Annotated in this window: 13 protein-coding genes; 12 read left to right on the top strand and 1 reads right to left on the bottom strand. The window is 35.8% G+C overall.

All coding sequences use genetic code 11. The features are described from left to right. Window positions 1-5 precede the first annotated feature (5 nt). Window positions 6-557, bottom strand: a complete 552-nt coding sequence (locus ERL59_RS06125; RefSeq protein WP_160645308.1) for a tetratricopeptide repeat protein — start codon at window positions 555-557, stop codon at window positions 6-8. Window positions 558-920: 363 nt separating this feature from the next. Between ERL59_RS06125 and ERL59_RS06130 the strand changes: the two genes are divergently transcribed. From ERL59_RS06130 to ERL59_RS06185, 12 genes are all read left to right on the top strand, one after another. Further along, on the top strand, window positions 921-1,901 hold the full coding sequence (locus ERL59_RS06130; protein WP_160645309.1) for an ABC transporter ATP-binding protein: 981 nt from the start codon (window positions 921-923) through the stop codon (window positions 1,899-1,901). Next, entirely contained in the window at window positions 1,898-2,917 is a 1,020-nt protein-coding gene (locus ERL59_RS06135; protein ID WP_160645310.1) for an ABC transporter ATP-binding protein, read from the top strand. Before ERL59_RS06130 ends, ERL59_RS06135 begins: the two co-directional genes overlap by 4 nt. A gap of 111 nt (window positions 2,918-3,028) precedes the next feature. Continuing rightward, window positions 3,029-4,708 (top strand): peptide-binding protein, encoded by a 1,680-nt coding sequence (locus tag ERL59_RS06140; RefSeq protein WP_160645311.1) that lies wholly within the window; start codon window positions 3,029-3,031, stop codon window positions 4,706-4,708. 126 nt (window positions 4,709-4,834) lie between these two features. Beyond that, window positions 4,835-5,785 (top strand): ABC transporter permease, encoded by a 951-nt coding sequence (locus tag ERL59_RS06145; RefSeq protein ID WP_160645312.1) that lies wholly within the window; start codon window positions 4,835-4,837, stop codon window positions 5,783-5,785. A 14-nt stretch (window positions 5,786-5,799) separates the two neighbouring features. Further along, window positions 5,800-6,717 carry an oligopeptide ABC transporter permease gene (opp4C, locus tag ERL59_RS06150; RefSeq protein WP_160645313.1) on the top strand — a complete coding sequence of 306 codons (918 nt, stop codon included), beginning with the start codon at window positions 5,800-5,802 and terminating at the stop codon, window positions 6,715-6,717. A gap of 727 nt (window positions 6,718-7,444) precedes the next feature. Beyond that, window positions 7,445-11,968, top strand: coding sequence for a glycosyl hydrolase (locus ERL59_RS06155; protein WP_160645314.1), 4,524 nt, complete (start codon window positions 7,445-7,447; stop codon window positions 11,966-11,968). Between the two features lie 293 nt (window positions 11,969-12,261). Next, on the top strand, window positions 12,262-12,984 hold the full coding sequence (gene bioD, locus ERL59_RS06160; RefSeq protein WP_160645315.1) for a dethiobiotin synthase: 723 nt from the start codon (window positions 12,262-12,264) through the stop codon (window positions 12,982-12,984). 115 nt (window positions 12,985-13,099) lie between these two features. Then, window positions 13,100-14,092: a biotin synthase BioB gene (gene bioB / locus ERL59_RS06165; protein ID WP_160645316.1), complete on the top strand. Its 993-nt coding sequence runs from the start codon at window positions 13,100-13,102 to the stop codon at window positions 14,090-14,092. Continuing rightward, window positions 14,092-15,297 carry an 8-amino-7-oxononanoate synthase gene (bioF, locus tag ERL59_RS06170; RefSeq protein WP_235929809.1) on the top strand — a complete coding sequence of 402 codons (1,206 nt, stop codon included), beginning with the start codon at window positions 14,092-14,094 and terminating at the stop codon, window positions 15,295-15,297. The genes bioB and bioF overlap by 1 nt, the downstream gene beginning before the upstream one ends. A gap of 55 nt (window positions 15,298-15,352) precedes the next feature. Then, the gene (locus tag ERL59_RS06175; RefSeq protein WP_160645317.1) at window positions 15,353-16,066 is read left to right on the top strand and encodes an alpha/beta hydrolase family protein; all 714 of its coding nucleotides are present in this window, start codon (window positions 15,353-15,355) and stop codon (window positions 16,064-16,066) included. A gap of 239 nt (window positions 16,067-16,305) precedes the next feature. Then, complete coding sequence (locus ERL59_RS21025) at window positions 16,306-20,595, top strand: glycosyl hydrolase (RefSeq protein ID WP_160645318.1); 4,290 nt, start codon at window positions 16,306-16,308, stop codon at window positions 20,593-20,595. Window positions 20,596-20,757: 162 nt separating this feature from the next. Continuing rightward, window positions 20,758-25,596: a fibronectin type III domain-containing protein gene (locus ERL59_RS06185; protein ID WP_160645319.1), complete on the top strand. Its 4,839-nt coding sequence runs from the start codon at window positions 20,758-20,760 to the stop codon at window positions 25,594-25,596. The last annotated feature ends 23 nt before the right edge of the window (window positions 25,597-25,619 follow it).

Raw genomic sequence — 25,619 nt, forward strand, 5'->3', positions numbered from 1 at the left:
TGCCGTTAGTTCCTCATCTTCTCCTTACATTTTTCAATTGCTTTTTCACTAGACTCTATTAATAAATTTTCTTTTTTATCTTTTCTAATACGAAGTGCCTCTAAAAAATATATTAATGCTTCATCTAGTCGTTTTTGATCAAACAAACATTTCCCATAATGCTGGTATACAAAATCTTTATAGTTTATATATTTTGGTTCATTTTCAACCATTTTTACTAATTCACAAAACATTTGGTTCGCTTTTGCATAGTTTTGTTTCCAGTGATACACGTGTGAAATTCTTAGTTGATTAATAAATAATCCAAGGTGATTGTTTTCTTGTTTACAACATTTAATCGCTTTGAGTAAATAATGTTCGGCTTCTTTTAGATTATTAACAATTCTTAAAAAAGCACCTATATTTCCCAATAGTTTAGCTTGGTCTATTATATTTTCTTCAAGATCTAATTTATCTTTTAAATATTGTATGCCTTTTAACATTTGTTCTCTATTTTCTGGATATTCTCTTAAACTATCAGCGTGTATAGTGTAATTCATATTATAAGGGATGTTCATAATGTATCTCCATTCTGCATGAATTATTATTAATAATGAGTGCTTTTTATTATGTTGAACCATTTTTATTTACATAAATTATTGGTTATAGAGCTGCTTGCTGGGGACGTAAATTGTACTTTCATAAAGGAAATAATATAAATTTTTTTTACGCCCAAAGGATTTCTTCTATCTACATAGAATATATGATAATAGTGCCATGTTTTCAACTATTACAAATATTTCCAATAAAAAAATATAGCGCTTACATGCATAAATATGTATACTGAATTCTATAAGTCTTATTAAAAAATAATTTATAAATTATCTGAAATTCGTGATATAAGAGAAAAAATAACTCTATAGTGGGAAGGTGAGATAAAAATGTCAGCTTTATTAGAAGTTAAGAATTTAAAAACACATTTTTTTAGAAAAAAACAAACAATTCCTGCTGTGGATGGTGTTGATCTAACCATCAAAAAAGGAGAGACAGTTGCGTTAGTTGGTGAATCTGGTTCCGGTAAAAGTATAACATCTCTTTCTATTATGAGGCTTATCCCAAGTCCAGGTGGTGAAATAGTTGACGGCCAAGTACTTTATAATGGAACTGATTTAATAGAGTTACCAGAAAAGGAATTGTTGAAAATTCGTGGTAATGAAATTTCAATGATATTTCAAGAACCGATGACTTCATTAAATCCCGTTCTAACCATTGGGCAACAAATAATAGAGGTTTTAATCTATCATCAAAAGATGTCAAAGTCTAAAGCAAAACAAAAGGCAATAGAATTGTTAGAGATGGTTGGTTTTTCCAGAGCTGCAGAATTGATTAATGATTATCCCCATAGATTATCAGGTGGAATGAGACAAAGAGTAATGATTGCTATGGCAATGAGTTGCAGCCCTAAGCTGTTAATAGCTGACGAGCCTACAACTGCTCTTGATGTTACTATCCAAGCTCAAATATTAGATATTATGAAACAGTTAAGTAATAAATTTGGTACATCTGTTTTACTGATTACACATGACTTAGGTGTTGTTTCTGAGATAGCAGATAGAATCGTTGTGATGTACTGTGGTCAAGTTGTTGAAGAAGCAACAGTAGGAGATTTGTTTGAAAATCCGCTTCATCCTTATTCAGAAGGACTTATTGAATCCGTTCCATCTATTGAAGGGGAGATTTCTAGATTACAATCGATTGAAGGAAACGTCCCCCCCCCTGAGAACTTACCTGAGGGTTGTCGCTTTGCTCCTAGGTGTCCAAAGGCATTTGATCGTTGCTTTCAAGAAATGCCTACACTATCAAAAAAACTCTCTCGCTCTGTACGCTGTTTTTTATATGAACAAGAGGAGGTAGGAAAATGAGTGTACAAGCAGAAAAAAGTCCAATAATTCAGAAAACTGACACAAATAATATACTTGAAGTACATGAACTAAAAAAGCATTTTCCAATTAAAAGCGGTTTATTACAAAAAACGTCAGGTTATATAAAAGCAGTAGATGGCATAAGTTTTTCTATTAAAAAGGGTGAGACGATCGGTTTAGTTGGTGAGTCTGGTTGTGGAAAATCCACAATTGGAAGAACAATTATCAGGTTGTATGAACCTACTGATGGTCAGATCCTTTTTAAGGGGCAAGATATTTCTCATCTACGGGAAGCTGAACTTAGACAAAGTGTTAGAAAAAATATACAAATGATTTTTCAAGATCCATTTGCTTCGTTAAACCCTAGAAAAACACTTCGTTCCATCTTAAAAGAACCTTTAAACGTTCATAAAAAGTATAGTGGCAAAGAACGTGATGAACATGTTGGATTGCTTTTAGAAAAAGTGGGTTTAAATGCTTCTTTTATTAATCGATACCCACATGAGTTTTCAGGTGGACAACGGCAACGAATTGGCATTGCTCGCGCTTTAGCGCTTCATCCAGAGTTAATTATTGCCGACGAAGCTGTATCTGCCCTCGATGTTTCTGTTCAAGCTCAAATTATTAATTTGATGGAAGACCTGCAAGAAGAGTTCGGATTAACCTATATATTTATTTCACACGATTTAAGTGTTGTTAGGCATATTAGTGACAGGGTTGGTGTAATGTATTTAGGTAATTTAATGGAACTAGCTCCTAAACAAGATTTATATACAGAACCACTTCATCCATATACACAAGCGTTACTTTCTGCAGTACCGGTTCCAAGAAAAAAAGGAACTACGCAACGGGAACGTATCGTTTTAGAAGGTGATTTGCCAAGTCCAGCAAATCCACCTAGTGGATGTGTATTTCATACAAGGTGCTCGGCAGCAACAAGTGAGTGTAAGCAAATCATTCCAAAATTTAAAGAAATTAAAAAAGAACATTATGTTGCTTGCCATTTATATAATTGAGTGCCTATAAAAAATTCTTGTATATGAATATAAGGGGGGGATAGAAAGGAAAAAAATGATGTTTTTTAATGGTTTTGATTCAACTACATTTATTTAAGGGGGAGTAAGATCGTGAAATTAAAAAAAGCAACATGGCTTTTATTAAGTCTAACATTAGTTTTTTCATTATTTTTATCTGCTTGTGGAACTGAATCAACTACTGATGAAAGTCCTGAAACAAATGAAGAACAGACAAATGAAGAAGCAACAAATGAGGAGCAGGCAAGTGGTGATCCACAATATGGTGGGACATTGATTATGGGTTCAATAGGTGCGCCAACATTATTTAATCCATTATATTCAACAGATACTGCAAGTTCTGATATAGAAGGGTTAATTTATTCAGCGCCTGTTAGCTCAGATACAAGTTTTGAAGTTGAATATGACTTAGCATCCGATATTCAAACTACGGAGGACGGTTTGACGTATACGGTTACCCTTCGAGACGATGTAAAGTTCCATGATGGAGAACAATTAACTGCGGATGACTTGGTATTTACGTATAGTATCCCTATAAGTGAAGATTATGTTGGAGAGCGTGCTTCAAGTTTTGAAATGATAGATACCATTACAAAAATTGATGAATATACTGTTGAATTTAAGTTAAAACAAAAGGATGCAACATTTTTACCAACTACATTAAGCTATGAGATTTTACCTGAACATATCCTAAAAGATGTACCTATTGGTGATTTAGGTGAGGATGATTTTAATACGAAAACGCCAATTGGATCTGGACCGTTTAAATTTGAAGAGTGGAAAGACGGTCAATATGTAAAGGTTGTTCGTAATGACGATTATTTCCAAGGTAAACCATATCTTGATGCGATTATTTATAAAATTGTTCCGGATGCTAATGCACTAATTGCTCAGCTACAAGCAGGTGATGTTGATTATTTCCCAGGAGTTCCAGGAAGTGATATTGAAACGGTTAAAGAATGGGCACCTGAAGCAGGAGTGAAAATTGAATCAGGACTTTCTTTAGCTTATACGTATTTAGGTTATAATCAAAAAAATGAGCTGTTCCAAGACAAACAAGTTCGTCAAGCTCTAACCCATGCGATTAATCGTGAAGCCATTATTGATGGAGTTTTGAATGGAGATGGTGAAGTAGCGAACGTACCGGAAAGTCCACTTTCTTGGGCATATAATAGTGATGTTCCAGTATTTGAATATGATGTAAACAAAGCCAAGCAATTATTAGAAGAAGCTGGATGGACAGATACTGATGGAGATGGAATTTTAGATAAAGACGGCAAAAAATTTACGTTTGAAATTAAAACGAATCAAGGAAATAAAATTCGTGAAGATATTGTTGTAGTATTACAACAACAGTTGAAAGAAATTGGCATTGAAGTAACTCCAAATATTATGGAGTGGAGTGCATATATTGAAGCCATTTCAGCACCAAATTGGGATTATGATGCATTAGTTTTAGGTTGGGCATTATCAACATTCCCAGACCAATATGATATTTTCCATTCAAGTCAAAGAGAAGAAGGACTTAACTTCGTTTGGTACTCTAATCCGGAAGCAGACGTATTGATAGAGGAAGCAAAACAAATTATCGATAGAGATAAGTATAAACAAGCTTATGGTGATATTTATAAAATTATTGCAGAAGATCAACCGTATACATTTTTATATTATCCAAATACACATCAGGCCATGCCAGAAAATCTAGAAGGTTATATCTTCCACGCAAGAAATGATCTTTATCGTACACATGAATGGTGGTTAAAACAGGAGTAGTAAGTTAGTAGAGAAGGGATGGGTTATCCCCTCCCTTCTCTTTTTATTAGAAGTAAAAACCTTTTAATAAATTACCCTTTTTAAGGATAAATATTAAAATGAAGTAAAAAAGAAGGGGGTTGCAAGATGACAACGTATATTATTCGCAGACTTGTAATGGCTATTCCCTTGTTGATAGGAATAACGATTATCTCTTTTGCAATTGTACAAATGGCTCCAGGAGATCCAACAAGTTTACTGATGGATCCAAACATAAGCCCTGCTGATAGAGCAAAATTTATGGAAAAGTATGGGTTGAATGATCCTATTTATATTCAATATTTTAAATGGGTAGGTAACATGTTGCAATTAGATTTTGGGTCCTCATTATTGAAAAAAGGTACCCCGGTTACTGAGTTAATCATGAACAGACTTCCAAATACACTTTTGCTGATGTTAGTTTCTACTATTTTTGCATTTTTAATCTCTATTCCTTTTGGTATATATTCGGCTACTAGGCCATATTCAAAGACGGATTATAGTGTTTCAGTCATATCTTTTTTGGGACTAGCAACACCAAACTTTTGGTTAGGTTTAATGTTAATCATGTTTTTTTCAGTCAAACTAGGCTGGTTTCCTACCGGTGGTGTGTCAACTTTAGATGCTCCTTTTAATGTGTGGGATCGCATTCACCATTTAATATTACCTGCATTTGTGTTAGCGTCTGCTGATATGGCTACATTAACACGTCATACACGATCAAGTATGCTTGATGTAACGAAACAGGATTATATGAGAACAGCGAGGGCAAAAGGTTTCAAGGAACGAACAGTGATTTACAAACATGGTCTTCGAAATGGATTGACTCCTATAATAACAATCTTTGGTATATTGCTGCCGACATTTATTGGTGGATCTGTCATCGTTGAAACTGTATTTTCATGGCCTGGTATTGGAAGACTTTTTATTGAATCTGCATTTTCCAGGGATTATCCAGTGATTATGGGATTAACCGTATTGTCATCAGTGTTCGTTGTATTAGGAAACATCATTGCCGATATATTATATGCAATCACTGATCCGCGGGTTGAATATTAAAGGGGGGGAAGTATATGTCACAAATCAATACAGTACCTGAAACAACAAAACAACAACTTATAAACCCCAATCTTAAACATAAACCAGATACCATGTTAAAAATAATCGTGCGGAAGTTTTTTAAAAATAAGTTAGCAGTTATTGGGGCGATTATATTGTGTCTGATTATTTTAGCTTCTATATTTGCTCCATGGTTAACTCCATACACATTTGAAGAGCAAAACCTATTAAATAAGCTACAACCTCCTAGTGAGGAACATTTATTGGGGACTGATAAATTTGGAAGAGATCTATTGACAAGGATTTTATTCGGAGCAAGAATATCATTATTCGTTGGTTTTGCATCTATTGCAGGCGCAATAACGATAGGAACAATTGTAGGATCCGTTGCTGGTTATTTTGGAGGATGGATTGACTCCATTTTAATGAGATTCATAGATACACTCTATGCCATTCCGACCCTTTTCCTATTAATAACGTTAGTTACGATCTTTCAACCAGGTGTGGATAAATTAATTCTTATTTTTATTTCGACTGGTTGGATGACAACAGCTAGGTTAGTGAGGGCAGAGTTTCTTTCTCTAAGAACACGAGAGTTTGTACTGTCAGCTAAAACAGTTGGAGCTAAAAGTGGTACAATTATTTTCTCACATATTTTACCTAATGCGGTAGGTCCGATTATTGTTGCGGCTACCATAGGAGTTGGGGGTGTCATATTAGCTGAAGCGGGACTTAGCTACTTAGGTTTAGGAATTCAGCCGCCGATACCTAGTTGGGGGAACATGTTACAGGATGCTCAAAACTACACTATTATGTTAAAAGCATGGTGGTATCCAACATTCCCAGGGTTAATGATTTTAATTACAGTATTAAGTTTTAATTTTGTTGGTGATGGCTTGCGCGATGCCTTTGATCCTAAAGTCAATGAGTAAAAAAATCAATGGGTATTTTTAAAATCTTTACTCTTTTTGAGATTGCCTATAACTAATATGGTCTATCTGAATAGATAGACCATAAACTCTTCACCTCTAACTTTAAACTATTCCATCCTCTTACTTCAGCGTATACGATATTTTTACCTTGATTACTGGCAAATTTAATCATTCAAATCACTCCGAAATTACCTAAGTAATATATCTATGAGTGCCACTTCAAAATGAGGGATAACCCATTAATAAACCTCGTTTATTCATATGGAAGTATTTTAATTAAGAAAAGATATGGTTTTAAAAAATAAGGATTTCTCGTTTTCTGTATAATTTATTTATGCTATATATCACTCTAAAATGTTGCATTGTAAAAAAATATATTTAATTTTTCTACTATTCTATAAATTATAATGAACTATTCCTCGTATTTTGGATATATCTCACTAATCACATACTCATTCCGGTTTTATAATATAATTTGTATTTTTGCTCATTGTATTGACTTCAATATAAACAATGATTCATATATAATATTGAAATCGCATTTATGAAAACGTTTTCATTGATACGTTGTTAAATGTATGCAATCTCATTAATAAAAAACACACTATTCATATAGAATTCAAGGGATTTTATTGTGAACTTTGTGAAGGGAGTGATGTAGATATGATATCGAAGTGAATATATTTTTTTGGATGGCATTAGAAAACATGAAAAGGAGGATTTTGAATTGAAAAAAACAGGTCTTTTATTTTTATCCATTTGTTTAGTTTTCTCAATATTTCCTATGATGTCATTTGGATTTAATGGGGAGGTACAAGTAGGTGCTGGAAGTTATACAACCGTATTACCCCTAGAAGAGGATAGACCACCGGAGTGGGGTCTTCAACCTCATGAACTAGCATATCCAGAACCACAACCTGATATCTCATCCAATGTATCGGGTCCTGATGCACCATCATGGAAACCCACTCCTACTAGTGATTGGTGGACAAACATGAACTGGGATACATTTAGTAACTCGCAGTATCCTCATCCATTAGCGATGAAGCCCAAAGATACGGGGATTCAAATTTATTATCCAGGCAGGTCAAAGATTGTAGGTATACCTGGTCCTACGGATATAAATCCTGTCATTTATCCAGAACAATCAACCGTAATGGCGGATCTGCCTACAGGTACCAGCAATGATTTTGTGTTAGGGAATTCAAATGTAGCTCATTTTCCAGAAGCAAGAACTGGTGGTTACAGTGACTGGTTTGTCACGGCAGATTTTTATGATGGTAGTTTAGGAATGAGTGTTAGTTATGGACACGGTTCACCCTATGTATATGCAGAATATGAAGGAGGAAATCCCTCTTTAACCTTCGAAACAGTGCCAGAATTATTTATTGGTTCAGAAAATGACGCTATGATTGGAGTCATAGCGAATGGAAATTACTATGGATTATTTGGTCCAACAGGTTCTACATGGTCAGGTATCGGTACAACCAGGTTAGTCAATAATTTGCCCGCAGGAAAAGACTATTTTTCTCTTGTATTGCTTCCGGATGTTCAGAAAAGAGATGAAGCGATCACCGCTTTCAATCAAATGAAATCCTTTGCATATTCTTTTATTACGGATACAACAGTGAATTGGTCTTATGATGAAGTTCAAAGTAAAGTATATACAAACTTTTCATTTACGGTCACTCCAAAAGAAGCTGCTGCACCAACTGAAACATTGATGGCATTGTATCCTACACAATGGAGAGGATTGGATGCAGATTTTACAGGTTATACGTATGGTTCCATGCAAGGTACATTAAAAACATTGATTGGCAACTCATTTACAACGGAAGATAGGTATACTGGTATACTGCCATCTTTACCTTATTTGGGAGATTTAAGTGAAGAAAATATGAATCAATTGAAGTTCTATTTAGAAGAAGAGATCAATCGTCACTTTCCTAACCCTGATGATCCTTTATCCATACCAGGGATTGTAGATACCTATTTTACAGGGAAAGAGATGACGAGGTTAACGACTTTATTTAGTCTTGCAGAGGATTTAGCAAGTAAAGTGAGTGAACCAACACATAAAAGTGATTTTGAGGATTTAGCAGCAATTGCCTTGGACAAAGCAAAGTTTATGGTTACAGATTGGTTAACGGCTTCGGATGAAAATGGAAATCTAGATAATCAAGAGTTCTTCTATTATAACGATACGTGGGGGGCAATGCTTGGTTATAGAGAAGGATTCTGGAGTGCTCAGCATATTACAGATCATCATTTTCATTATGGTTATTTCATAAAAGCGGCTGCTGAAATTGCTAGAGTAGATGAACAGTTTTTAGAAGAATATGGAGACATGGTGAACCTAATCATTCGAAATGTTGCTTCACCTGATCGAGATGATCCTCTGTTCCCGTTTTTAAGAAATTTTGATCCTTATGCTGGACACTCATGGGCAGATGGTAAAGCAGCATTCGGTTCAGGCAATAACCAAGAGTCTGTTTCTGAAGCAATTAATGCGTGGACAGGAGTTGTTTTGTGGGGTGAGTTACTATCCACATTACCTGGAAGAGAAGCCGAAGGTGAAGAAATTAGGGATTTAGGTATTTATTTATACACTTCTGAAGTAGATGCATCCAATGAATATTATTTTGATATGAATCAAGATATTTATCCAGAGGAATGGGATCAGGTTGCCACGACAATTGTGTGGGGTGGTAAAGTAGATAATACTACTTTCTGGACGAAAAACCCTGCACAAAGACACGCAATTCTCTGGCTGCCGCTTCACGGTGGATCCTTTTATTTAGGTCATGATACAGATTATGTATTAAACAATTATAACAGCTTACAGGATGAGCTTCCTTTATTTGAAGTATGGGGGCGGGCTGAAGAAGTTGGAAATCCTTTATATGACTATGACGTTGAAGAATTTTGGGATGATTTACAATGGATGTATTTAGCCTTAGCAGATCCAACCCAAGCGCTTGCATTAATGAACAACTCAATTGCGAGTTCACCGGATGGATTGTTTAAAGTGGAAGCAGGGAACTCAGCAGCCTTTACGTATAGCTGGATTCACTCTTTAATCAATCTGGGTTCTGTAGATGGAACTGTAAAAGCCGATTATCCATTTTATACGGTATTTAAATCGGATAATGGAGATAAAACTTATGTTGTTTACAATATGACGAATGAAATTAAGATCGTAAACTTCTCCGACGGACAACAGATCACTGTCGCACCAAAGAGTTTTAATACTGATCAGGGAGTGTACATTCCAGATACAAATCCACCGTCTGTGCCAGTAGGGCTCAGTGCAAAAAGAACAGCTTCAAATTATGTGACATTGGAGTGGGAGCCTTCCACAGATGATCGAGGAGTTGTTGGTTACGATATATTTGTAAACGGCAGTTATGTGGACTCTTCAACGGAAGCAGAAGCACAAATCACAGGATTATCTCCAACAACAACATATACCTTTACAGTAAAAGCAAGGGATATGGACACCATCTCGGGAGAAAGTGCCCCTCTACATGTAACGACAACGATTATAGATACGGAAGCACCCTCTATCCCAACGAGTATAACAAGTATTGATGAAACTGATTCATCTATCCATTTAGATTGGAATGATTCATCGGATAATATCTTAACCGTGGAATATGATGTTTATCGTGATGGAATAAAAGTGGCAACTACAGAGGATTCAAACTTTAAGGACGTTGGTTTAGAGTCATTAACATTTTATGTTTACCAGATTGTTGCAAGAGATGCAGAAGGAAATGAATCAGGGAAAAGTGAAGAGACTGATCTACGTTCTGGTTTTGAATCGGGTCCAGCGTATACACAAAAAATTGTTGAAACCACACCAACTAGAGCAACTTTTATAGTTGAACCTTATGCAAGTCTTAATGAAGTGATTTTATTAATACAAGAAAATAACATCGAAGTTGGATATAATTTAATTAAAGATGCAGATGGAGTCTTTCAAACAACCATTGAGGTACCTGAAAATGGAACCTTGACATATAGATACAATACGATTGATACAGCAGGTGTTGGTATGTTGTCCCAATATTTCAGTTATGTTATGGGACAAAGTCCTGAAGAAGATACGGAAGCACCATCTCCCCCAACAAATTTGAGTACTACAACAGTAACTGGAACAATGGTGAATTTAACCTGGACAGCGTCTTCAGATAATATGGGAGTCACAGGTTATGATGTATACAAGGACGGAGCGTTTGAAAATAGTACAGTAGGCACTTCACTTTCTGTAACAGGACTAACAGAAAATACAACGTATACGTTTACCGTAGTGGCAAAGGATGGAGCTGGGAATGTATCATCAGAAAGTAATGCGATTCAAGTAACTACAACTGATGCAGGAACTGGAAATGTCATTGTTGAAGACGATTATACCATTGAAATTGTTGAGACTAGTGCGACTTCAGCTTTATTTAAACTTACACGTACTTCAGGGACATCTAATTGGGTAGATTTCCATTATAATATAAATAATGCAGGACAGTTGAGCATTAGAACAACCAACGATGGAGGAAGCTTTATGTATGAGCTTACCAATTTAAGTTCTGGTGATATTATTGGATTTAAGTATACGTATGAGCAAGACAATCTTGCAATTGATTCACCTGAGTATCAATATTCATTTGGCTCTGATGGTGGTGAACCGGATACAATACCTCCTAGTGTTCCAACAAATGTGAGTACAACAGCAGTAGGTGAAACAACAATAAATTTAATATGGACAGCGTCTACAGATAATGTAGGGGTAGTAAGTTATGAGATTTACAAAGACGGAGTATTCGAGGATAATACAGCAGGCACATCATATACCGTTATAGGACTAACAGGAGATACAACTTATGCATTTACTATCGTTGCGAAAGATGAAGCTGGCAACGTATCAGTAGCCAGTGATATTCTTTCTGTGACAACTAACCCACCAGGTGGCGAAGATGTCATTGTTGAGGAGGATTACACCATTGAAATTGTAAAAACAAGTGCTACTTCAGCAATATTCAAGTTTACACGTAATTCAGCAACATCGAATTGGGTAGATATTCATTACAAAATAAATCATGCTGATCATTTGAGTGTAAGAACAGTCAATAATGGAGGAATCTGGGAGTATGAATTTCATAATTTAAGCGCGGGAACAAATATTGAATTCTGGTATACGTATGAAAAAGATAATTTAGCATATGACTCTCCATCTTATGAATATATTCATTAGAAATATGCACTTATAAATATACATGTAAATTCTATGTAAATTTGCTATAAGATTAATTTATCTTAATATAGACAGTTAACACAGTGGATAGGTGTTAGCTGTCTTTTAAGTTGAAAAACATAATAATATGTTTTTATAACATATCATTATTATGTTTGTACTTAGGATCAAAATAAGTAGAGGTTGTTCACTTCTAAAGAATATAGTACAATCAATCTAGTTGAATTGTTAACTTAGAATTTAAAACTTTGGTTAACAATTTAATACATATTAAATTACAAGGTGTACATAGGATGAAAAGTAAGGGTATATTTATAACTGCGACGGATACAGGAGTAGGAAAAACCGAAGTTGCAGCAGCACTAGCAGCTTTTATAAAGAACAGCAGAAAATTTGAAAATGTCCAATTATGGAAACCTGTGCAATCTGGAGTGACTATGGGTGATCCAGAGGCAGACAGCTATCGATTATTACATGGAAGTGGATTGGATCAAAAGGAAGAAGATATAGCTACCTATACGTTTTACCAACCGCTTGCACCATGGATCGCAGCAGAGAGAGAAGGCAAGAAGATTGATTATATGAAGTTGGTTAGTGAAGGTCACAAACGACGCATGAACAGTGATTTTCTTATCGTCGAAGGGGCAGGAGGGCTTATTGTACCTATTACTCAAGATAAGACAATAGCTAATTTAGTGACTGAATTAAGTCTTCCGATACTCATAGTTGGTAGAGCCGGTTTAGGTACGGTGAATCACACTTGTCTTACCATTTCTTATGCTCGAAAACTCGGACTTGAGGTCAAAGGTGTTGTATTAAATGGATATGAAGATGAAGCTGATCCTTCTATTGAAGAGAATATTACAATGATAGAAAATTTCACAGACGTACCTGTCATTGGTAAATTACCTTGGTTAAACGTCAATAATGAAGAAGGTATCAATTGGGAATTAAGACGGAAAAAATGGATTAAAACCATTCATGAGCATTTGGATTTAAAGTCTATTTTTGAATAATAACATTACATAACAATATTAAGATTCTTTGCAGCAGTGTTTCTTAACATTCTCATATATCATTCATTTGTTCGGGTTCAAAAAATATTTACACTCATACAAGGGGGAATTATTAATGATTACTACAAAACCAAATTGGAATGAATATGCTGAAAAAGCAATTAATGGTGAGTTATTAACGTTAGAAGAAGGGTTATCTGTGTTAGAAGCGGATGATGATGAGTTATTATCCATTATGAATGCTGCATTTCAAGTCAGAAAACATTACTATGGGAAAAAAGTAAAATTAAATTTAATTATAAATGCAAAAAGTGGCTTATGCCCCGAAGATTGTGGTTATTGCTCTCAATCGATTGTTTCTGATGCACCTATTGAAAAATATTCGTTGTTAGAAAAAGATACATTGGTAGACGGAGCTAAAAAAGCGATGGAAATGAAGGTGGGTACATACTGTATTGTGGCTAGTGGAAGAGGTCCGTCTGGTAAAGAGTTAGATGAAGTGATTGATGCTGTTAAAGAAATTAAAGATACGATGCCTATGAAAATTTGTGCTTGTTTAGGGATCTTATCTGATGAGCAAGCAGCTCGTCTAAAAGATGCGGGTGTAGATCGCTATAATCATAACTTAAACACTAGTAAATCCAATTATGCCAACATTACCTCAACACATACATATGATGATCGTGTAGACACAGTAGAACAAGTGAAAAAATCTGGTATGTCTCCTTGTTCAGGTTGTATCGTTGGAATGGGAGAATCCAATCAAGAGATCGTTGAAACAGCTTATGCGTTACGTGAATTAGATGCAGATTCTATTCCTGTAAACTTTTTGAATGCAATTAAAGGAACCCCTTTAGAAAACATGGATGAGTTAAATCCAAGAAAATGTTTGAAAGTATTAGCATTATTCCGTTTCATTAATCCGACAAAAGAAATTCGTGTTTCTGGTGGACGTGAAGTGAATCTGAAATCTTTACAAGCACTTGGTTTATATGCGGCAAACTCCATTTTTGTAGGGGATTATTTAACGACTGAAGGGCAAGAAGCTACAGCAGATCACAAAATGGTGGAAGATCTTGGATTTGAAATTGAGGAATGTGCTTTATAATGAGTTCTCATCAAAAATGGAAATGGATGCAAGAAGAATTAAAACAATTAGAACAAAAATCTCAGCTCAGATCATTACATGAAACAACAATATTAGAAAATGGATGGATCTTACGAGACGGTAAAAAAATGTTGAACTTAGCTTCAAACGACTATTTAGGTTTAAGTGAAAGGTTCAATAAAACCAATGTAACTGAATTAATAGAGGAAGAAGAGCCAATCTCTTCCTCTCTTCGTTTTGGTTCAACAGCATCCAGATTGATTGTTGGAAATGATCCTATCTATAGAGAGTTTGAAACGCAGTTTGCTTCTTTCAAGGGCACGGAAGATTGTTTAGTGTTCAGTAGTGGATATATGGCAAATGTTGGAGTCATATCATCGATAATTGGAAGAAAGGATGTAGTATTTAGCGATCGTTTGAATCATGCAAGTATTATAGACGGGATTATTTTAAGCAGAGCAGAGAATAAACGTTATAGACATAGAGATGTAGAACATTTAGAATATCTGTTAAAAAAAGTAGATCTGAATCAGAAAAAACTGATCGTCACGGATTCTATTTTTAGCATGGATGGTAGTGTGGCACCTTTAAAGCAGTTAGTTGAATTGAAAAATAAATACGGTGCTATGCTTATGGTGGATGAAGCGCATAGTGGTGGTATTTATGGAATGAAGGGTCAGGGGTTAGTACATGCTTTGGGATTAACTGATGAAGTGGATATTTTAATGGGTACTTTTAGTAAAGCATACGGTTGTTACGGGGCATATATTGCAGGGGATTCCATTTTAATACAATACTTAATGAACAAAGCCAGGAGTTTTATATTTACTACAGCATTACCACCAATCAATATTGCTGCTATTAAGCAAAATTGGTGCCGTGTTAAGTCTGAGAATTGGAGACAGAAATTGTTATTAGAAAAATCCGCATGGTTTAAACAACAACTTCAATCGAGAGGTTTTAATATTGGAGAAAGTGAATCGCAAATTATTCCACTTATTGTTGGGGACAACAAAAAAACCATGGAATTTAGTACTCTTTTACAAGAAAAAGGAGTAGCTGCGGTAGCAATAAGACCGCCTACGGTACCAGAGGATACAGCAAGAATTCGTTTTACGATTATGAGTTCACATCAAGACGAGGATTTGAAAAAGGTGATAGAATATATCGATGAGGTTGGTGAATGTTTAAAGGTCAAAAAATAATGTAACTAAATCATACAATTTGTCTAACTTATTTTGTTAAGAAAGTGAGAATGTTATGTCAAAAAAGTGTATGTGGATTTATGGTTGGGCAATGTCCACGCAAATTTGGTCTGAAGTGATTGAGAACTTACCTGATTTTGAACATCATTTAGTTAATTTTAGTGAATGTAATGAAATTAACGATTTTTATAAAGTGATTGAAAACAAATTGAAGGCTACTCCGGGTGAATGGACATTAATAGGTTGGTCATTAGGGGGGATGCTTGCATTAGAAACGATATTTGATCAAAAGAAAAGAGAACAATACCGTATAAAATCTATGATCATCATCTCCTCAACTTTAAAATTTGTGAGTCAAGATCGTTCTAAGGGATGGCCTCAAAGAATTGTTCAGCGCATGAAAACACAGCTGTTAGCTCAACCAGAACAGACAATCAAACAATTTAAAAAACTTGTATTTCAATCCACAGATTATCCGAAATTGAGAGGACTATTTACTCAAAATGCAGAGACGGACTTTAACTTAAATGGATTAGAAGCAGGGTTAGATTATTTAATGACAACAGATTTGAGCTCAAGTTGGAATCAATTTTGCGAAGATAAAAATACCATTCCTATTCTATGGATTCATGGGGAAAATGATGTGGTATGCCCATTATCTCCGCTTAGTATAACAAATGGTGAAAAAATAATCGTAGGAGAAGGGCATGCTCCATTTTTATTTGATACGGAAAAATTTATTTGCTTGACCAAGAAATTTTTGAAATAAGACAATAATCGACAATTTTCTACACTTTATATCAAATTTCCTATTTACAAACTGAATGACTTTAGTATACACTTATGTTAGTACAAAATAACTATGGAACAACAATAACAACCAGTAAGGAGGAATATTATGGTATTTAGGTATTGAAATCGATTTCAATTTATTTTCCTTCATTTTGCAATCGGTTTCAATTCATTATATGACAATCTGAAAATAAATAAATAAAAGGAGTGTTTACATTGCATAAGATCAAATTATTGTCATTGATGACAACGCTTACACTACTAATAACTACTTTAATCCCTGCCAATCTAGCAATAGCTGACATTACTGAAAATGATGTTGCTGTAGGTGCAGGTGGGTATTCGACAGTTCAGAAAGGAACGCAGCTATATAATTGGGTATTGGGTCCGAGAAAATCACCACCAGCAGAAGATTTTACAACAAGCAATTTTGATGGAAAACCTTTACCAACTAATGATTGGTTAACTTCAGTATTATGGCATCAATATTCAGGCGCTTTATATGCACATCCATTATCTTTTCAAGCAACACCTACAGGTTTCGAAATTAGTAATCCTCCAAAAACAGTCAATACATTATTAGACGGAGAAAATGAATTGGAACGTGAACACCGTCCAGGTCAAATTGACTTAGAGGTTCAAGCGACTACCTTTTCACCTGCGGATGCAAAGGCAGACAAGCTTGACGATTGGTCTGCAGACATTTTAATGGCTAGTAGTGATGAAAGTAAAAATATGAAAGCAACGATTGCACATGGTAGTCCTTATGCCTATTTTACTTTTGACGGCGCAGAACCAAAGGTTAAGTTTAATCTAGCTACAACAATTTTGCATCAAGATGATTCTTCGATTCAAATTTCAGTAAATAACAACGGTCAGACGAATTTTTACGGTTTATATGCTCCAGCTGGTACAACTTGGGCAAATAATGGAAACGAAGTAATTGCGGATTTGCCTGCAGGAAAGAATTTCTTTACTGTTGCCGGTTTACCTGATGGTGATGTGAGTACATTTAACTTCTATAAAGATCGTGCTTTTGCTTTTGTTACAGATACTAGAGTAGATTGGAACTATGATGAAGCAAGCAGTACTTTAACTACGAATTATATTATTACAACAACACCTATGGAAGGTACAAACACTGAAACGATTACAGCACTTTATCCACATCAGTGGAGGAATAATCCATTAATACCTGACTCATCTTATTTATCTACGTATGATACGATTCGCGGCACAATGAAAACGATTGCTGGAACTGATTTCAGCACACAGTATGTATTTAATGGTATTTTACCTTGGATGCCTGAACTAACAGATCCAGCAGATATTGCTAAACTTGAAGATTATGTTACTCAATATTTTGATTATGGTATGGGACTTAATCCTCCGTTCATAAATCCAGGTGCGGATGGAGGCAATGGCGGATATGATACGTATTGGATGGGCAAAAACCTTGGACGAATATCAAATCTTGCTCCGATTACAGCACAATTGGATGATACTGAAAAAACAGATGAATTCGTACAATCAATGAAAAATACAATGGAATGGTGGTTTACGCCAACAAAGTTTAATGAAGCTGGTCAACCTGTTGAAGACAACTATTTCTATTATGATGATCATTGGAAAACATTAATTGGTTATAGTGCAAGTTATTTTTCAGATACAGAACTAAATGATCATCATTTCCATTGGGGTTATTGGATTTATGCAGCTGCACAAGTTGCTCTTCAAGAAGCAAATACTGTGGATGCATGGGATCAAGAAAGTCAGTGGGGCGGCATGGTGAATGAATTAATTGGAGATATTGCAACCACTGATCGAAATTCAACCAAATACCCATTTTTAAGAAATTTTGATCCGTATGCAGGTCATTCATGGGCAAATGGTCCAGGATTTATTGATGCAAATGAATGGAGATATGGTGGAAACAACCATGAGTCTTCATCTGAAGCGATGAATGCTTGGGCTTCATTAATCCTATGGGGTGAAGCTACCGGAAACGACGAAATTAGAGATGCCGGTATATATATGTATACTACGGAGAGAGAAGCGATTAATAACTATTGGTTTGATATTTATGGGGATGTATTTGAACCTGAATTTTCAAATGACGATGCTGTTATGGTATGGGGAGGAAAGTACAACCATACGACATGGTGGACTGAAAACCCAGTAGAAGCACACGGAATTCAAATGTTACCGATTACACCTGCTTCTCTTTACCTTGGAACTGACCCGAATTATGTTGCGCAAAACTACAACAATACGTATGCTGAATTCCCAAATTATTTGCAGAAGAAACAACAGTTCGGATGGGAAGGAATAGATAATACGGATGCTTGGCAAGATATACTAGTTTCATATTATGCACTTAGTAATCCAGCAGAAGCTTTAACATTATGGAAGGATGAAGATACGGAGATTGATCCAGCTGTTGGTGTGGAATTTGGTGAATCTAGAGCACATACGTACCAATGGATTAGATCTTTAGATGTGTATGGATTACCAAACTTTGATATTACAGCAAATACGCCACTTTATTCTGTATTTAACAAAGATGGGCTTAATACGTATGTGGCTTATAATGCATCAGATTCAGACACTGTAGTTACATTCTCAGATTGCTTTGAATTAACAGTTCCAGCAAATGCGATGGCGCAAGAAACAGCAGTAAGTCCAGGAGGAAATTGTTCTGGAACACCTCCAGGAGGTGGCGAGCCAGTAGAACCTGATACAGAAAACCCAACATCTCCAACAAATTTAAGTGCATCTAATGTAAGTGATTCATCTGTGGAACTTAGTTGGACAGCAGCAACAGACAATGTTGGAGTATCAGGGTATGATGTTTTTCAAGACGGAAGCTTTGTGAACAGCACAACCAGTACTAACTTTGCAATTTCAGGTTTAGAAGCGGAAACCAGTTATACATTTACGGTTGTTGCAAAAGATAGAGCTGGAAATGAATCGGCAGTAAGTAGTGGCTTAACTGTGACTACGGAAGCATCACCAGCCAATGAACCTATTACAATCACAGAAGAAGATTTCGTAGTAGAGATTGTGGATCAAGGGGCAGAATTGACTTTACGATTCACACCAACATTAAGTACTAGTTTAGTAGACTTACGATATGTAGTAGATGGTGGTATACAACAAAATGTGAATACGATAAACAATGGAGGTATTTGGGAATATACAATATCGTCATTAAACGCAGGTAATGTTGTAGAGTTTTATTATACGTATTTAAAAAATCAACTAGCTGAGGATACATCTTGGTATAGATATGAAGTAGGTTCTGGTGTTGTAACTAATCCTGGTACACCAGATACTCAAGCACCAACAGCACCATCAAACTTAACTTCTACAGCAAAAAGTGATAGTACAGTTGATTTAGCCTGGGCAGCAGCAACAGATAACATAGGAGTAATAGGCTATGATGTTTATCAGGATGGGGTCTTTGTAGATCATACAACGACAACAGCTTATCAGGTTACTGGATTAACAGCAAATACAACGTATTCGTTTGAAGTGATAGCAAAGGATGCAGCCGGGAATAGCTCAGCTGCTAGCAATTCAGTATCCATAACAACGGATACAGCACCTCCATCTGGTGGAAATGTCATTGTAGGTCCAGATTTTACAGTTGAGATTGTAGATAGCGGAAGTAGTGTAACATTAAAATTCACTCCAGATAATCCTGCAAGTTTTGCAGATGTACATTATAAAGTGAACAATGGCGGACAACAAAATGTAGGTAGCGTAAATCAGAATGGAGTCTGGGAATATACTATCCAAGGTTTAAATAACGGTGATATTATAGATTTCCAATACACTTATTTCATCACCTTTGGCCAAGATTCAGAATGGTATCAATATGAGGTAGGGTCAGGAGGAACTACTGATCCAGAACCACCAGTAGAACCAGAAGTAGACACGGAAGCACCGACAGCACCAACAAACCTAAACTTTACAGCAAAAGGTGAAACTACAGTTGATTTAGCATGGACAGCAGCAACAGATAATGTTGGAGTGATCGGTTACGACGTTTACAAAGATGGAGTTTTTGAGGGTAACACAGTAGGGGCATCTTATAGTGTAATAGGATTAACGGAAAGCACAACATATACGTTTACAGTGGTAGCTAAAGATGCAGCAGGGAACGAATCTGCAGCAAGTAATGCGTTACAAGTGACTACAGATGCAGCACCAGCAACTCCAACAGACCCAACTGATCCTTTTGGTGTGACTTATCTTAATGATACAGAAGTTACGATCTGGTTTGTACCAGATGAAAATGCAACTTACGAATATATTATTTTGCATTATTTGATTAACAATGGACCACAACAAAATCCGACGTTAACTTACAACGATGCTACAGCAAGATATGAAATCACAGTTACAAATGGACAAGTCATTCAAAGTTTACAATATGGTTTCACGTATAAAAAAGTAGGGGAATTCCAACAGGAGATTCCCATGGTGAATAGTACACCTTAATTGAATCATTTAAAATTTTAAACGCAGGTAGTAAATTTCATTCTTTACTACCTGCGAATATAACACTTTAAATCCGATCATGTACAATTATTTTTTAGATTCAAATTTCATTTAAATTATTAATTATTCCAGTCATATTCTTTCGAGGGGGAGGCAAAGATAATGAAGAAAGCGTTTTCATTAATTTTGATATTTTCATTAGTAATAAGTTTGGTTGTACCATTTTCATCATCATATGCGTTTAACGGAGAGGTTCAAGTAGGCTCAGGGAGTTATACTACGATTTTACCAGCAGAAACAGATAAACCACCTACATGGATCATTGATCCTAATGCTCTGGCATATCCTGAACCACAATCTTTAATTTCGTCTAATGTTACAGGTCCTGATGCACCAACTTGGAAACCAACACCTACTAGTGATTGGTGGACTAATATGAATTGGGAAACGTTTAGCGAACCTCAATATCCTCATCCACTCGCGGTTTATCCTAAAACACAAGGTTTACAAATTTATTATCCAGGTAACTCTAAAGTAGTTAGTGCACCTGGACCTAGTGAATTTAACAATGTTATTTATCCAAAGCAAATAGCCTTAACTGCTGAGTTACCTAAAGATACAAGTAATGATTTCGTATTAGGACATTCAAATGTTGGAGGATTTGCAGAAGCAAGAACTGGTGGATTTAGTGATTGGTTTGTCACTGCTGATTTCTATAATGGCTCAACAGGAATGAGTATAAGCTATGGTCACGGTTCTCCTTTTGTATATGCGATTTATGAAGGTGGGAATCCATCTTTATCTTTTGATAGGGCACCTGAAATATTTGTAGGAAATGACAATGATGCAATGATTGGTGTTTCTGTTAATGGAAATTATTATGCATTGTTTGGACCTACAGGTTCCACATGGTCCGGATTAGGTACTACAACGTTAGTAAATCAATTGCCATCAGGGAAAAATTATTTCTCTTTGGCTTTGTTACCTGATGTAAGTACTGATGAGGAAGCCATTACAGCTTTTAATCAAATGAAAACTTATGCGTATTCATTTGTGACGGATACTACAGTGAATTGGTCCTTTGATGAAGTAAACAGTAAGGTATTTACAGATTATCAATTTACAATTACACCTAAAGAACCTGGTGCACCTGTTGAAACTTTAATGGCTTTATATGCTACACAATGGAGAGGTTTGGATGCTGACTATACTGGATATACGTATGATTCAATGCAAGGGGAATTAAAAACATTGATTGGTAATTCCTTTACAGTAGAAGATAAGTATACAGGTATACTACCAAACGTTCCTTATTTAGGAGATTTAAGTACAGAGAATATTGCACAATTAAAATTTTATTTAGAGGAAGAAATCAATCGACATTTCCCGAATCCAGATGATCTAAACTCAAATCCAGGAGATGTGGACACTTATTTTACAGGAAAGGAAATGGCAAGATTAACGACTTTATTTGGTCTTGCTGAAGATTTGGCAAATCGAGTAAGTGATCCGGCTGAAAAGAGTGATTTTGAAAATTTAGCTTCCATAGCATTGGAAAAAGCGAAGTTTATGGTTACAGATTGGTTAACTGCATCTGATGAAATCGGAAATCAGGACAATCAGGAATTCTTTTACTACAATAATAACTGGGGAGCCATGATTGGGTACAGAGAGGCATTCTGGAGTGCCCCAAATTTGACAGATCATCATTTCCATTATGGTTACTTCATTAAAGCAGCGGCTGAAATCGCTAGAGCAGATGAACAGTTTTTAGCAGAGTATGGTGGCATGGTTGATCTTCTCATTCGTCATATTGCTTCACCAGATCGTGATGATCCAATGTTCCCATTTTTAAGAAATTATGATCCATATGCAGGACATTCATGGGCAGATGGTAAAGCAGGGTTTGGCGCAGGTAATAACCAAGAATCTGTTTCAGAAGCGATTAATGCTTGGACAGGAATTGTATTGTGGGGAGAATTGTTATCCACTTTGCCTGGAAAAGAAGTAGAAGGAAAAGAAATTAGAGATTTAGGTATTTATTTATACACTTCTGAAGTAGATGCTTCGAACGAATATTACTTTGATTTAAATCAAGATATTTATCCAGAGGAGTGGCAGCAGGTTGCTCATACCATTGTATGGGGTGGTAAAGTAGATAATACTACTTTCTGGACGAGAAATCCTGCGCAAAGACATGCGATTTTATGGTTGCCGTTCCATGGCGGTTCTTTCTATTTAGGTCAAGATACTAATTATGTATTAGAAAATTATAATAGCTTGCAAGCAGAGCTTCCTTTATTTGAAATATGGGGTCTAGCTGAAGATGCAGGTAACCCATTTTATGATTATGAAGCTGAAGCTTATTGGGATGACCTACAATGGATGTATTTAGCGTTAGCAGATCCAACTCAGGCACTTCAACTCATGAATAATGCCATCGCGTCCTCACCAAACGGATTGTTTAGAGTAGAGGAGGGGAATTCAGCAGCTTTTACGTATAGTTGGATTCATTCTTTAACAAATGTTGGTGCAGTAGATGCCACAGTAAAAGCCGATTATCCATTTTATACTGTATTTAAAAATGATATCGGAGAGAAAACCTATGTAGTTTACAATATGACAAATGAAACTAAGGTTGTAAATTTCTCAGATGGACAACAAATTACTGTAGCTCCAAAAAGCTTTAATTCTGATCAAGGTGTGTATATTCCAGATACAAATCCACCTTCTATACCAGTTGGTTTACAAGTAAATAGAGTGGCATCCAACTATGTGACATTAGAGTGGGATCCTTCTTCAGATGATCGTGGAGTGGTTGAGTACGATATCTTTGTAAATGGAAGTTATGCTGTTTCATCTACAGAAACAAAAGTGAAGGTTGAAGGTTTGGAGCCTACAACAACATATAATTTCACTGTAAAAGCAAAAGATGTCGATACCATTTCGGGTGAAAGCTTACCTTTACAAGTCACAACAACAATTGTAGATACTGAAGCCCCTGATACACCAACAGGTATCATCAGTGTTGAAGAGACACACAGATCTATTCATTTAAATTGGAATGTATCCTCAGATAACATTTTAACTGTGGAGTATGATGTATTTCGGGATGGGGTAAAAGTGGTTACAACAGAAGAAACTAATTTCAATGATTTAGGTTTGGAACCATTAACATTCTATTCATATGAAATAGTAGCACGGGATGCAGATGGCAATGAGTCAGCTAGAAGTGAAATTTTCCAAGTGCGTTCTGGTTTCGAACCAGGTCCAGGTTATACACAAGAAATAGTTGAAACAACACCTACAACTGCAACCTTTACCATTGTACCAAGTTCAGGGTTTGATGAAGTCATTTTATTAGTAGGAATTAATGGAGCAGGTGAAGCTGGATTTAGCTTAGTTGAAAATGCAGTAGGCAACTTTGAAACGACAATTGATGTACCTGAAAATGCAAATCTGACTTATAGATATAATACGATTGTAAATGGTGTAGCTACACTTTCTAAGTTTTTTAATTATACTATGGGACAACTACCTGGTGGTATTGTAGAGGATACAATAGCTCCAACAACGCCATCAAACTTAACATCAGCCAATGTAACTGGCACAACTGTAGAGTTAGGATGGACAGCATCTACCGATAATGTAGGAGTGGTAGGTTATGATGTTTATCAGGATGGAGTGTTTGTAGATCATACAACGACAACATCTTATCAGGTTACTGGATTAACACCAGAAACAGTTTATACTTTTACAGTTATAGCGAAAGATGGTGCAGGTAATGAGTCTGTTGCAAGTAATGAAACAACAGTTACAACGGGATCAATACCAGTAGATAATGAAGCACCAACATCACCATCAAACTTAATTTCAACAGCAAAAAGTGAAAGTACAGTTGATTTAGGATGGACAGCATCTACCGATAATGTAGGAGTGGTAGGTTATGATGTTTATCAGGATGGAGTGTTTGTAGATCATACAACGACAACATCTTATCAAGTTTCTGGATTAACAGCAAATACAACGTATTCGTTTGAAGTGATAGCAAAAGATGCAGCCGGAAACAGTTCAACTGCTAGCAATTCTTTATCCGTTACAACGGATGCAGCACCTCCATCAGGTGGGAATGTCATTGTAGGTCCAGATTTTACTGTTGAGATTGTAGATAGCGGAAGTAGTGTGACATTAAAGTTCACGCCAGATGGTGTAGCTAGTTTTGCAGATTTACATTATATAGTGAATAATGGCGTACAACAAAATGTTGGAAGTGTGGAGCAGAACGGAGTCTGGGAATATACCATCCAAGGATTGAATACTGGTGACATTATAGATTTCCAATACACTTATTTCATCACTTTTGGCCAAGATTCTGAGTGGTATCAATATGAGGTTGGGTCTGGAGGAGTGACCAATCCAGAACCAGAAGTAGACACGGAAGCACCTACAGCACCAACAAATTTAAATTTTACAGCAAAAGGTGAAACTACAGTTGACTTAACTTGGACAGCAGCAACAGATAACGTAGGAGTAGTAAGTTATGATATTTATAAAGATGGAATACTTGAGGGCAATACAACAGGCACAGCTCATACAGTAACAGGATTAACAGAAAATACAATTTATACGTTTACTGTAGTGGCTAAAGACGCAGCAGGAAACGAATCTGCAGCAAGTAATGGTTTACAAGTGACTACAGATGCAGCACCAGTAATTCCTACAGATCCAACTGCACAACATGGTGTAACTTATTTAAATACTACAGAAGCTACCATTTGGTTTACACCAGAAGCTAATGCAACTTACGAGTATATTATTTTGCATTATGTCATTAACAATGGACCACAAGAAAATCCAATGTTAATATACAACGATGCTACAGGGAGATATGAATTTACTGTCACAAATGGACAAGTGATTCAAAATTTACAATATGGTTTTACGTACAAAAAAGTAGGGGAATTCCAACAGGATATTCCTATGGTGAATAGCACACCATAAATTGAATTTAGATTTCATAAAAA

The sequence above is a fragment of the Chengkuizengella marina genome, from assembly GCF_009910845.1.
In the GTDB taxonomy this organism is placed as follows: Bacteria; Bacillota; Bacilli; order Paenibacillales; family KCTC-33759; genus Chengkuizengella; species Chengkuizengella marina.